The sequence below is a fragment of the Pseudomonas sp. URIL14HWK12:I12 genome, from assembly GCF_003097135.1.
Taxonomy (GTDB): Bacteria; Pseudomonadota; Gammaproteobacteria; order Pseudomonadales; family Pseudomonadaceae; genus Aquipseudomonas.
The window spans coordinates 1-12,012 of sequence record NZ_QEQL01000007.1 but is presented as its reverse complement, the minus strand read 5'-3'; the positions used below and the strand labels follow the sequence as shown (position 1 = coordinate 12,012).

8 protein-coding genes and 1 pseudogene are annotated in these 12,012 nt (G+C 61.2%); 7 read left to right on the top strand and 2 right to left on the bottom strand.

Annotated features, from left to right (window positions below):
• Position 1: 1 nt before the first annotated feature.
• Together F474_RS23375 and F474_RS23370 are read right to left on the bottom strand one after the other, a co-directional pair.
• Positions 2-766: a methyl-accepting chemotaxis protein gene (locus F474_RS23375; protein ID WP_371916178.1), complete on the bottom strand. Its 765-nt coding sequence runs from the start codon at positions 764-766 to the stop codon at positions 2-4.
• A gap of 90 nt (positions 767-856) precedes the next feature.
• A pseudogene (locus F474_RS23370) lies at positions 857-1,897 on the bottom strand (cache and HAMP domain-containing protein); the annotation flags it as partial.
• Between the two features lie 195 nt (positions 1,898-2,092).
• On the opposite strand from F474_RS23370, the gene F474_RS19260 reads away from it, so the two are divergent.
• The 7 genes from F474_RS19260 to F474_RS19230 form a co-directional block, all read left to right on the top strand.
• Complete coding sequence (locus F474_RS19260; RefSeq protein ID WP_097088418.1) at positions 2,093-2,347, top strand: hypothetical protein; 255 nt, start codon at positions 2,093-2,095, stop codon at positions 2,345-2,347.
• Positions 2,344-2,898, top strand: coding sequence for a lipocalin family protein (locus F474_RS19255; protein ID WP_097088421.1), 555 nt, complete (start codon positions 2,344-2,346; stop codon positions 2,896-2,898). Before F474_RS19260 ends, F474_RS19255 begins: the two co-directional genes overlap by 4 nt.
• A 92-nt stretch (positions 2,899-2,990) precedes the next feature.
• Positions 2,991-3,962 (top strand): prolyl aminopeptidase, encoded by a 972-nt coding sequence (gene pip, locus F474_RS19250; RefSeq protein WP_097088424.1) that lies wholly within the window; start codon positions 2,991-2,993, stop codon positions 3,960-3,962.
• On the top strand, positions 3,959-4,396 hold the full coding sequence (gene dtd, locus F474_RS19245) for a D-aminoacyl-tRNA deacylase (RefSeq protein WP_097088426.1): 438 nt from the start codon (positions 3,959-3,961) through the stop codon (positions 4,394-4,396). The genes pip and dtd overlap by 4 nt, the downstream gene beginning before the upstream one ends.
• Before the next feature lie 264 nt (positions 4,397-4,660).
• Complete coding sequence (locus F474_RS19240) at positions 4,661-6,523, top strand: glucan biosynthesis protein G (RefSeq protein WP_371916174.1); 1,863 nt, start codon at positions 4,661-4,663, stop codon at positions 6,521-6,523.
• Positions 6,516-9,080, top strand: coding sequence for a glucans biosynthesis glucosyltransferase MdoH (gene mdoH / locus F474_RS19235; protein WP_097088430.1), 2,565 nt, complete (start codon positions 6,516-6,518; stop codon positions 9,078-9,080). The genes F474_RS19240 and mdoH overlap by 8 nt, the downstream gene beginning before the upstream one ends.
• Before the next feature lie 200 nt (positions 9,081-9,280).
• Positions 9,281-12,012: hypothetical protein (locus tag F474_RS19230; RefSeq protein ID WP_133244998.1), on the top strand; the 2,732-nt coding region annotated here is incomplete at its 3' end.

The following is a 12,012-nucleotide window of genomic DNA, read 5'->3' as shown; positions in this document are numbered from 1 at the left end:
TTCAGATCCTGAAGCTGCCCACCAGCTGTTTCAGCCGGTTAACTTGCTGCTCCAGATCACCACAGGCACGCAAGGTCGTTTGCAGGTTCTCGACGCCTTCCTGGTTCAACAGGTTGATCTCCGAAATATCCTGGTTGATGGTATCGACCACCGCCGTCTGCTCTTCCGTAGCGGTCGCCACCGACTGGTTCATCCCGTCGATCTCTCCGATTCGCACCGTAACGCTGCTCAGGCGCTCACCGGCCTGGTTAGCGATGCCGACGCTGTTATCGCTCTGCGCCTGGCTTTCGTTCATTTTGCCCACCGCCTGGCGTGCGCCGACCTGCAGCTCTTCGATCAGCTTCTGAACCTGCTGTGCCGATTCCTGTGTGCGGTGCGCCAGGTTGCGTACCTCATCCGCCACGACGGCGAAGCCGCGGCCCGCTTCGCCCGCACGTGCTGCTTCAATCGCTGCGTTGAGCGCGAGCAGGTTGGTCTGCTGGGAGATGCCGGTGATCACTTCGAGGATTTGGCCAATGTTCACCGTGTTGGTGTTCAGGGTCTCGATGGTGCTGCAGGAATCGCTGATCTTTGCCGACAATTCGCCCATTGCCGTAATGGTGCTGTCGACCACCTGTTGGCCTTGGCTGGCGAGGTTCCGTGCTTCGCTGGAGTGCTGAGAGGCAAGCGCAGCGTTGTGCGCGATCTCTTGTGCAGCGGCGCCCAACTCATTGATCGCAGCCGCCACACTGTTGGTGCGCTGGGCTTGCTGGTCGGATTTACCCATCGAGGCGTTGGACGCATGCACCACCCGCCCGGCAACTTCATGCACCTGGGCCGTGGCCGAAGAGACCTCCCGAATCGATTCGTGGATGCGATCCAGGAAGCGGTTGAAGGCCGAGCCCAACTGGCCGAACTCGTCGTTGCCGTGGATGGCCAGGCGACGCGTGAGGTCACCTTCGCCTTGGGCGATGTCTTCCATGGCCTTGCCCATGACTCGCAGCGGTGCCATCAGCACACGGATCAAAACGCCCAGCAGGCCGATGATCACCAGCACCGCAATGACCGTAGCGATTAGCGCTGAGGTGCGGAATTCGCCAAGCATGCTGTAAGCGGCGTCTTTCTCCAGCATCAGGCCTACGTACCAGTCGGCGCTGGGGACCCCTTTGACCTGGGTGAAGGAGAGCAGCTGTGGCTTACCATTGAACTCCACCTCTTTGAGCCCCGAGGTCAGCGCTGGCGCGCCCTGCGGGAAGGCTTCGGCCAGTGGCTTGAGCACAAGCTTGGGGTCCGGGTGGATCAGGATCTTGCCGCTGGCGCTGACGATGAACGCCTGGCCATGGCCGTCGAAATTGAGCGAATTGATGATGTTGCTGATCTGGGACAGGTCGATGTCTGCACCGGCTACCCCGCTCAGTTGGCCATCACGCTGCACCGGTGCCGCCACGGTGACCACCATTTTGCCGCTGGAGGCAGCGATATAGGGCTCGGTTACCGTGGCTGCCCCGGCAGCGCTGGCCGCCTTGTACCAGCCGCGAACACGCGGGTCGTAGTCGGCCGGGCGATTTCCGGTCGGTATCGAGAACATCAACCCCTGGGCGCTGCCAAAGTAGCTCAGCTGGAAGTTGGCCGGGTACGCCGGCAGCCCAATGATGCTGCGCAGCTGCTCCTGCTCGGTGCCCTGGGCAGCCAATTGCTGAGCCATCGATTGAAGCAGCGCGATTCGGCCCTGCAGCCAGGTCTGCACGTTGCTGGTGGTCAAGGCACCCAGCTCGTCCATGGTCGATTCGGTGTTCTGGTACAGCGACTGCCGCTGCCGATAATCGTTGAACAGGATGAAGCAAGCAAAAGCCAGCGCCACGATCAGCGCTGCTACCAACAGGATCTTGTGGCTGAATTTCAGGTTTTGGGTTCGCATGGCACAGGGCTCAAGGCAGGGGCGGGGACGGGCGTACGTTTTTTTGGATGAATGTGTACGCTATTGGGCGTTTCGGCTGCCCATATAGAAAGTTGAGCCCTGTCGTCGCCTTTACTGCGCTGGAATTCCCCGGTCGTCGGGAACCCGAAACCCTTTTCCCGCTCAAACACACACCGCCCGTCCCGGAGTTGATTCATGTATTCCCGCGTTTTGGCCCTGTTTGCCCTGTGCCTGGCTCTGGCCGGCTGCAACAAGTTGACCTTGGAAAACTACAAGAAAATCGAAACCGGCATGAGCCGTACCGCCGTCGAGCAAGTGCTGGGCCAGCCCGACAAGTGCTCGGGTGCCGCCGGAATGGCCAGTTGCACCTGGGGTGACGAGCAGCGCTTCGTGAGCATTCAGTACGCCGCCGACAAGGTCGTGCTTTACACCGAGCAGGGCTTGCAATGAGAGCATGGCTGGCCGCCTTGGGCGTTGTGTTGCTCGCGGGCTGTGCGACTCAAGGTGAAGACCTGGCGCCCAACACCGTAGGCAAAGTGAACCTCAAGCGCTACCAAGGCATGTGGTATGAGCAGGCACGGTTGCCGATGTTCTTCCAGCGCGATTGCGCTCAGTCCGAAGCGCATTATCAGCTCAAGGCCGATGGCAATATGGACGTGCTCAACCGCTGCCGCACCCTTGATGGTGAGATGCAAGAGGCTCACGGCACCGCCAGAAGCGTATCGCCAGGTATCAACGACCGCCTCAAGGTGAGCTTCGATACCTGGTTTTCCGGTGTGCTGCCAGGCGTTGCCACTGGGGACTACTGGATCATCTACCTAAGCGACGACTACCGTTATGCCATTGTCGGCCACCCCAACCACAAGTACCTCTGGCTACTGACGCGCAGCCGAACCGTGCCCGAAGACATCCGCCAGTTGCTCATGGCCAAGGCACGCCAGCAAGGGTACGACACCAGCCGCCTGATCTGGCGCACCCCGGACAGCGACATCCGGCATTGAGCCAGGTTTGCCGAAGGCGAGGCGCTCCTATCTCCCTGCGTCGATAAGGGTTTATGATGCCACCTGGCTGAATCTTCCCGACGGAGCGCCTGATGCAGACCTTGTACCCTCAGATCAAACCCTACGCCCGGCATGATCTGGCCGTGGATGAGCCTCATGTGCTTTATGTGGACGAAAGCGGCTCGCCGCAGGGGCTGCCGGTGCTCTTCATACACGGCGGGCCGGGTTCGGGTTGCGACGCTGCCAGCCGCTGCTACTTCGACCCCAACCTCTACCGTATCGTTACCTTCGATCAGCGTGGCTGTGGGCGCTCCACACCCCATGCCAGCCTTGAAAACAACACCACCTGGCACCTGGTCGAAGACATGGAGCGCATCCGCGAGCACCTGGGCATCGACAAATGGGTGCTGTTCGGCGGCTCGTGGGGCTCGACGCTGGCGCTGGCCTATGCGCAAAAGCATCCTGAGCGTGTACATGGCCTGATCCTGCGCGGGATCTTCCTGTGCCGCCCCCAGGAGATTCACTGGTTTTATCAGGAAGGCGCGAATCGCCTGTTCCCCGACTATTGGCACGACTATCTGGCGCCCATCCCTGCCGAGGAGCGGGGCGACCTGCTCGGTGCGTTCTATAAACGCCTCACCGGCGCCGACCAGATCGCCCAGATGCATGCGGCCAAGGCCTGGTCCTTGTGGGAGGGGCGGTGCGCGACATTGCGGCCGAACCCACTGGTGGTCGACCGCTTCTCCGAGCCTTCCAGGGCGCTATCGATCGCACGCATCGAAACCCACTTCTTCAAGCACAACGCTTTTCTGGAGCCCAACCAGCTGTTGCGCGACGTTCACAAAGTCGCTCACCTGCCGGCTACCTTGGTGCATGGCCGCTACGATGTGATCTGCCCCCTGGAAAACGCTTGGGACCTCCATCAGGCGTGGCCGGGCAGTGAGCTCAATGTGATTCGCGACGCCGGCCACGCTGCGTCCGAGCCCGGCATCACCGATGCGCTGGTCCGCGCGGCCGACCGCATGGCACGGCGCCTGCTCGACTTGCCGCTCGAAGAAGCATGAAGGGGCTGTTGCAGCGCGTGCGCAGTGCACGGGTAGAGGTGGAGGGCGAGGTGGTAGGGGCGATCGACGCCGGCTTGCTGGTGTTGGTCGCTGTGGAACCGGGTGACACCGAGGCCCAGGCCGACAAGCTACTGCACAAGCTGCTCAACTATAGGGTGTTCAGCGACGCCAACGGCAAGATGAACCTTTCACTGGCCGACGTGGCCGGCGGCCTGCTGTTGGTATCGCAGTTCACGCTGGCAGCGGACACCCGCAGTGGCATGCGCCCGAGCTTTTCCAGCGCCGCGCCCCCGGCGCTCGGCCAGCAGCTGTTCGACTACCTGTTGGCGCAGGCACGGGCGCTGCACCCTACGGTACAGAGCGGTCGTTTCGGGGCCGATATGCAGGTTCATCTGATCAATGATGGTCCCGTAACATTCATGCTGCAGGCTTGATGAAAAAAAGTCGGCCAGTGGTACGGAAAAATACCGTTTTGTAGCATAAATTCTTCACTTGCCCTGATGCGCGATTCAACGCGCTGCTAGATAATCGCGCGCCAGTGTTCCAAGATTTTACCGATCCGATTTTTTCACACTTGAGGTGAGCCGGCGTCCACTAGGGAATCATTCAGCCCTTTTGGAGTCGGAACAATGCTCGCCAACCTGGCTATTCGACAGCTGGCCGTTGGTTAAATGATCTGTTTTCGGCGAGGGTAGCTCGTGATTGCTAGTGCTTGTACCAAAGAATCCACCACCGGAAAACGTCTGTTCTCCGCCTTGATGGCAGGTTCCGTTCTGTTGGGCCTGTTAGGCGCATCACCCGTCTGGGCCTTCAGCCTGGAAGACGTTTCGGCCAAGGCCAAGGAGCTGGCGGGGCAGAAATTCCAAGCACCCAAAAGCAACCTGCCACCTGCGCTGCGCGACCTGAAGTTCGCGGATTACCAGAAGATCCACTTCCGCCGCGACAAGGTCGAGTGGGCAGAAGACAAAACCCCATTCAAGCTGTCCTTCTATCATGAGGGCATGCAGTTCGACACGCCGGTCAAAATCAACGAAGTCACCGCTTCGACGGTCGAGGAAATCAAGTACGACCCTAGCCGGTTCGACTTCGGCGACCTGCAGATCGATCCCAAAAGTGTCGAAAATCTTGGCTGGGCCGGTTTTCGGGTGATGTACCCGATCAACAAGTCCGACAAGCTCGATGAAGTGATGACCATGCTCGGCGCCAGCTACTTCCGCGTCGTAGGCAAGGGCCAGGTGTATGGCCTGTCGGCTCGTGGGCTGGCGATCGATACCGCTGCACCGTCAGGTGAAGAGTTCCCGCGCTTTCGCGAGTTCTGGATCGAGAAGCCCAACCCTGACGACAAGCAGCTGATCATCTACGCGCTGCTCGACTCCCCGCGCTCCACGGGCGCTTATCGCCTGGTGCTGCGCCCGGGGACCGACAGCGTGGTCGATGTGCAATCGCGCGTTTACCTGCGCGACCAAGTCAGCCGCCTGGGTATCGCGCCGTTGACCAGCATGTTCCTGTTCGGCCAGAACCAGCCGTCCAAGGTGCTGAACTATCGCCATGAGCTGCACGACTCTACCGGCCTTTCCATTGCCAACGGCAACGGTGAATGGATCTGGCGCCCGCTGAACAACCCCAAGCACCTTTCGGTAAGCAGCTTCACCATCGAAAACCCCAAAGGGTTTGGCCTGCTGCAGCGCGGTCGCGAGTTTTATCGTTATGAAGACCTCGACGACCGCTATGACAAGCGCCCCAGCGCTTGGGTAGAAACCCGTGGCGATTGGGGCAAGGGCACTGTCAATCTGGTCGAAATCCCGACTGCGGACGAGACCAACGACAATATCGTGGCCTACTGGAACCCCGAGAAGCTGCCGGAAGCCGGCCAGCCGCTGGAGTTCAACTACCGCCTGCACTGGAGCATGGACGAAGACTCCCTGCATTCGCCAGATGTTGCGTGGGTCAAGCAGACCATGCGCTCTACAGGCGACGTGAAGCAGTCCAACCTGGTTCGCCAGGCCGACGGCAGCCTGGCCTTCCTGGTCGATTTTACCGGGCCCAAGCTCAAGGCAATGCTCGACGACGCTCAGGTGCGTGGCCAGGTCAGCGTCAGCGACAACGCCGACGTGGTCGAAAACAACGTGCGCTACAACCCTGAGACCCAAGGTTGGCGCCTGACCCTGCGCATCAAGGTCAAAGACCCGAGCAAGAACGTCGAAATGCGCGCAGCTTTGGTGCAGGACGTGGTCAACCCCGACAACGCCAAGCCGGCTGCCAAGGGCAATGAGGGCAAGGCTGCCGAGGCCAAGGAAACCAAAGTCGCTGCCAACGACGCCAAGGCCGAGAAAACGGCTGAAGCCAAGGGCAAGGCCAAGGCTGAGAAAGCCGACAAGGCAGCGCCAGCCAAGGCGGACGAAAAGGTCGCCAACGCCGACAAGCCTGCCGAGGGCAAGCCTGATGATGGCCAGGCCGCTGCAGCCGAGCAGCCAGCTGACGCTGATGCGGCGACCAAACCGGTCACGACTGAAGAAGTCCTGACTGAAACCTGGAGCTACCAGTTGCCTGCCGATGAGTAATTCACAACCCAGGCCAGAGACGCTCGATGAGTATCTGGCCCATCTACCTTTGAGCGAGCAGCAGCGTGCGGAACTGGCTAGCTGCTCATCGTTCGACGAGCTTCACGAGCGCCTCGCCGACCGCCCCCTTACTGCCGATGGCAGCCAGGGCTCGGTACAGGCGCGCCTCACTGCTGGCAGCGCTGCCGAGCTTCAGGAGCAGGAAATGCTCGTGCTCGATGCCGCAGGGCGGGTCAAGCTCAAGGCTACGCCGCCGATCAACCGCACCCGCGTTGTGCCTGAGCCGTGGAGGACCAACGTGGTCGCCCGCGGCTGGCGCCGCATGACGGGCAAGGGCCTGCCGCCGCAGCCCAAGAGCGACAAGCGGGATCTGCCCAAGGCACGCTGGCGCACGGTTGGCTCGATCCGGCGCTACATCCTGCTGTTGCTGATGATCGGCCAGACCATCGTGGCCGGTTACTACATGAAAGGCATCATGCCCTACCAGGGCTGGGCCTTGATCGACCTGCAGGAGGTGGCGCGCCAGCCCGTGCTGGTCAGCGCGCAGCAAGTGCTGCCCTACGTGCTGCAAACCAGCATCCTGATACTGTTCGGCATCCTGTTCTGCTGGGTTTCAGCGGGGTTCTGGACGGCGTTGATGGGCTTTCTGGAGCTGCTCACCGGCCGCGATAAATACCGCATTTCCGGTGCCAGCGCAGGCAACGAACCCATCGAGCCGGGCGCCCGCACCGCGCTGGTGATGCCGATCTGCAACGAAGATGTGCCGCGAGTGTTCGCTGGCCTGCGCGCGACGTTCGAGTCGGTGGCCGCCACCGGCGACCTGGACCGTTTCGACTTCTTCGTGCTCAGCGACTCCTACGACGGCGACATCGCCGTGGCCGAGCAGCAGGCGTGGCTGGACGTGTGCCGAGAAACCGGTGGCTTCGGCCGCATTTTCTATCGCCGCCGCCGCCGCCGCGTAAAACGCAAGAGTGGTAACCTCGACGATTTCTGCCGCCGCTGGGGTGGGGACTACCGTTACATGGTGGTGCTTGACGCGGACAGCGTCATGACCGGCGAATGCCTGACCAGCCTGGTGCGCCTGATGGAGGCATCGCCGGACGCCGGCATCATCCAGACCGCGCCGAAGGCCTCCGGTATGGACACCCTCTATGCGCGCATGCAGCAGTTCGCCACTCGGGTGTACGGCCCGCTGTTTACCGCTGGCCTGCACTTCTGGCAGCTGGGCGAATCCCACTATTGGGGCCACAACGCAATCATTCGCATGAAGCCTTTCATCGAGCACTGCGCCCTGGCGCCATTGCCGGGCAAGGGTGCATTCGCCGGTGCCATTCTTTCCCACGACTTCGTGGAAGCCGCGCTGATGCGCCGTGCCGGGTGGGGCGTGTGGATCGCCTATGACCTGCCGGGTAGTTACGAAGAGTTGCCGCCGAACCTGCTCGACGAGCTCAAGCGTGATCGGCGCTGGTGCCACGGCAACTTGATGAACTTCAGGCTGTTTCTAGTCAAGGGTATGCACCCGGTGCACCGCGCAGTGTTCCTGACAGGGGTGATGTCTTACTTGTCCGCGCCCTTGTGGTTCTTCTTCCTGGTGCTGTCTACCGCATTGCTGGCGGTGAACACCCTGATGGAGCCTGCTTACTTCCTGGAGCCGCGTCAGCTTTACCCGCTGTGGCCGCAGTGGCACCCGGACAAAGCCATCGCGCTGTTCTCCACCACTGCCGTGCTGCTGTTCCTGCCCAAGCTGCTCAGCGTAGTGCTGATCTGGTTCCAAGGGGCCAAGGAGTTTGGCGGCCGGCTGAAGGTTACCGCTTCGATGCTCATGGAAATGTTGTTCTCCATGTTGCTGGCGCCGGTTCGGATGCTGTTCCACACCCGCTTCGTGTTGGCCGCGTTCCTGGGCTGGGCGGCGGTATGGAATTCTCCGCAGCGTGACGACGACTCCACCCCCTGGAGCGAGGCAGTGCGCCGCCATGGTTCGCAGTTTGTGCTGGGCGTGCTCTGGTCCTTGCTGGTGTGGTGGCTGAACCCCAGCTTCCTGTGGTGGCTGGCGCCGATCGTGGTCTCGCTGATCCTGGCGATCCCGGTGTCGGTGATTTCCAGCCGTACCAACCTTGGCCTGCAAGCCAAGGAGGACAAATTCTTCCTCATTCCCGAAGAATACGAAGTACCCCAGGCGCTGGTGTCTACCGACGAGTACACCCAGGAAAACCGCTACCATGCGCTCAAGGATGGTTTCGTGCGCAGCGTGGTCGACCCCCGGCAAAACGCCTTGGCCTGTGCCTTGGCAACGGCACGACACAAGCCGGGCAACCCTGTGATCGAGGCCAACCGACAGCAGTGGGTGGCCAAAGCACTTGAAGGTGGCCCTGCCGCCCTCAAGGGCAACGACCGCTTGGCATTGGTTAGCGACCCTGTAGCCCTTTCGCGGCTGCACCACTTGGTGTGGGAAGAGCGCAACGAGCTGTGGCTGAAGGCATGGCGCGAGTCGCGCGCCGCTGATGCACACGCCCCGCAGTTACCGTTGCAACCTCAGGGCACGGCGCAGCCGGCCTGATTGCTTTGGCATAGCAAAGGCCCTGGCCGGTAACCCCGGCCGGGGCCTTTTTGTATGCCTATTCGCCGCCCTCCTAATATCTTTGCCAGTTGTTCCGCTCATCTCGAAGTTGTCCTATAGCCCCAGGTGGGCTTGTCGGTGTTCTTGTTGAAGCTGTAGCCGTTCGGCCTTTTGCCAATGTGTGCTTCGAGGGAATGGCCATGACGCCCCCAGCTACTGCTACTGCTACTGCCGCGCCTGCTCGGGCTGCGTTGCAGAGCTCAGTACCTTTCAAGATCACTGATCGCCCCGATGGACTGCTGCCGGACATGGAAGGGTTCAGCCTGCAGCGGCTGGGCACGTTGGAGAAGGGTTGGCATAGCCTGTGCCCCATCCGTGCCGATCGGGATCTTGCCAAAGGCGAGGTGCTCAGTGCCTTCCTGATACGCGAGCGCGACGGGGAGATGGTGCGGCTTGACTATACAGCGGTTGATACCGCACTCAAGGCCGACCAGTGGCCGCCACACTTCGCCCAACACATTGCCGACAATGGCGCAGGCCTCAGTGCAGGCGGCTGGACCAGTGATGGAAAATTAACGTGCGGCAGCGCCGATGGGTTGAGTCTGTGGTGCCGCAACCCTTACCGCGCCTTCAGCACTGCGCCCTTCAGAGGCAATCTGGTCCAGGCTCTGGCTTGCGATGAGCGTTACGCGGTCGGTGAGGGTAAAAGCCTTTGCGTGCAGGTGCGAGACTTGGCCACTCAGCATCTTTATGAGCATCACGTGTTCACTCCTGGCAAGGCACACGCTGGTGCTGCCTGGGCTCAGGCGCTTTGTGAGCAGGTCAATCGCGATAGCCGCTTGCTGCGCGCTGGGGTGCTGGGAGCCGATGGGTGCAGTGTCGTTCCGGGTGCTGCCGGCAATGCGTTTTGGGTGGCGCAGTGCGCTGGGTTGAGTGTGACTTTGGCGGAGGTGAGTTGGTGGGTGTCCCAGGAGGTGGACGGCAACCAGCCGCTGCCGGCTGAAGGCGCTGTTCAGGCCTGGGCCTACGATGCTTACTCTCACCGCCTGCTTGGCCAGTTCAGCTGGTCCCCTGCAAAAGAGGCCCGGGGTGCTGGCAAATGGCTCTCGGCCTGGGCAACGGCCTTGAACGCGTCCGAACTGGCCCCTTGGTTGTGCGCCAGCGACAAAACCCCTTCTCCGCAAGCCGCTGCGGTAGGTGATGCCAAGCGGTTGACGCTCTGGCAGCGTGGCGAGGGTGTGCGGGTATTCACGTCCCTGCCAGCCGCCGACAACTGGGTGGCAGGGCCCGCATTGTCGTCCGCCTGGCGCAGCGTGAACTCGGCGGTGCTGGTGACTGTACGCCACCCCTACAGCCGCCAGCTGCTGGGGCACGAGGTTTTCGTGCCCCAGGCCCCGGCTGATCAGAACGCCTGGGAGCAAGCCTTGGGTGAGGCGATCGCGCTCAAAGGCTGGCCGGAGGTGGTCGTTGGCCGCGAGGCGAGCGACGCTACCCTGGATCGAGCTGGCAAGGGTAAGGGCGGGTGGCGGCTGTGGCAACCTCGGTTCGCCGGGCTGCTGGTGGAGCTTGAGGCCCTGGGGGAGGGCGGCGAATGGAACCCGGAGCGGTTAGGTGAATATCTCGGAAATACAGACGAAATGCCCGTGCGTGCGTCGCACGATTCATTCCAGGCCGAAGTTTCCGATAAGGCCTATCACGAAGGCTCGGCGCTGATATATATCAACTATAACCCCGGTGAGCTGGTGTTTCGGCTCGACCCTGAAGCTAAAAACAAGGGTTATCGGGTGGCCGATTGTTTTCGAGAGACCAGCCACACCTATATATCGGCGTACGCAAAGAGCGATGTCGAGGTAACCTCGGTTAGCGCCGATGCAGTGGCCTGGGCAAAAGGCCGCAAAAGAACGGCCTTCAGGCTGGTGATGGATGTCCCGGACACGAATCGCGGCAGTGCAGCGCTGACCATTGGCCATATCGGCTATCTCGACGACAGCGCATTATGGCAGGACGTAGTCGAGGTCAAGTTCACCCCACCCAAAGCCCTGCCAGCCTATCAGCCCAGCAGCCCGTTGTGCGAAGACTACGGCAATACCATGACCTCCGAGGTGTTCGATGCCAGCGGCCAAAGCGAAACCGGTGTAGACCCTCGGACGGGGCTGTTCCATGCCCATTACCCGATTGCAACGCTTCAAGGGTTGGCGGGGCGCGGCCCGGTGTGCGAACTGACACTGCACTATTCAGCACTTCGGGGCAATGAAGCGGGTCTGGGAGACGGCTGGGCCTGGCGTTTCGCCAGCTTGAACACGCGGGACCGACGCTTGGTGTTGGCGGATGGAGCCACAGCGGAGTTCTCTGGCGATGAGTGGAAGCGCTTGGGTGAAGGAGCACGCCTGAGCAAGCATAACTGCTTCATAAGCAGCAATAAGGATTGGACCCAGTTCACACTCGACTTGCCCAGTGGCCGGCAGGAGATTCTTGGAAAGCCGGCGGCCGCAGGAAGCGATGAGCAAGAGCATAACGATGATTTTCGGCTAGAGATCATCCGGCTGCTTGAGGCGATCAAGAAAAAAGCTAAACCCCAATTGCCCCTTGAAATCTCCGGCCACACGCAATGGGCACTGGGCATTTTATCCCCCATAGGGTTCACCGGTGCGGCACAGGCAGACTACAACGAAGCGCTCAAGGCCTGGGGCGGGAAAACCAAGGAATTGGACGATCGCATTGCCTATTACAAACGGCCTTTTGCGCAACTGCTGCCGCACACGATCACCTCGCCCTACGGTGAAACCCTCACATTGAGCTGGCAACGTTTGAAAGGGCAGTTCCTGTTGAAGCAGGTGTGCAGCGGCGATACCCCTCTGCTCAAGGGCGAGTACTCGGCGGCTAAGGTTGGCCTGGAGATCTGGCCTACCAGTGCCGAGGAGTCATTCACATT

Excerpts from the sequence above, each read along its gene's own strand:
- F474_RS23375 (WP_371916178.1), bottom strand. The coding sequence starts at position 766 with ATGGGTAAATCCGACCAGCAAGCCCAGCGCACCAACAGTGTGGCGGCT.
- F474_RS19260 (WP_097088418.1), top strand. The coding sequence starts at position 2,093 with ATGTATTCCCGCGTTTTGGCCCTGTTTGCCCTGTGCCTGGCTCTGGCC.
- F474_RS19255 (WP_097088421.1), top strand. The coding sequence starts at position 2,344 with ATGAGAGCATGGCTGGCCGCCTTGGGCGTTGTGTTGCTCGCGGGCTGT.
- mdoH (WP_097088430.1), top strand. The coding sequence starts at position 6,516 with ATGAGTAATTCACAACCCAGGCCAGAGACGCTCGATGAGTATCTGGCC.
- dtd (WP_097088426.1), top strand. The coding sequence starts at position 3,959 with ATGAAGGGGCTGTTGCAGCGCGTGCGCAGTGCACGGGTAGAGGTGGAG.
- pip (WP_097088424.1), top strand. The coding sequence starts at position 2,991 with ATGCAGACCTTGTACCCTCAGATCAAACCCTACGCCCGGCATGATCTG.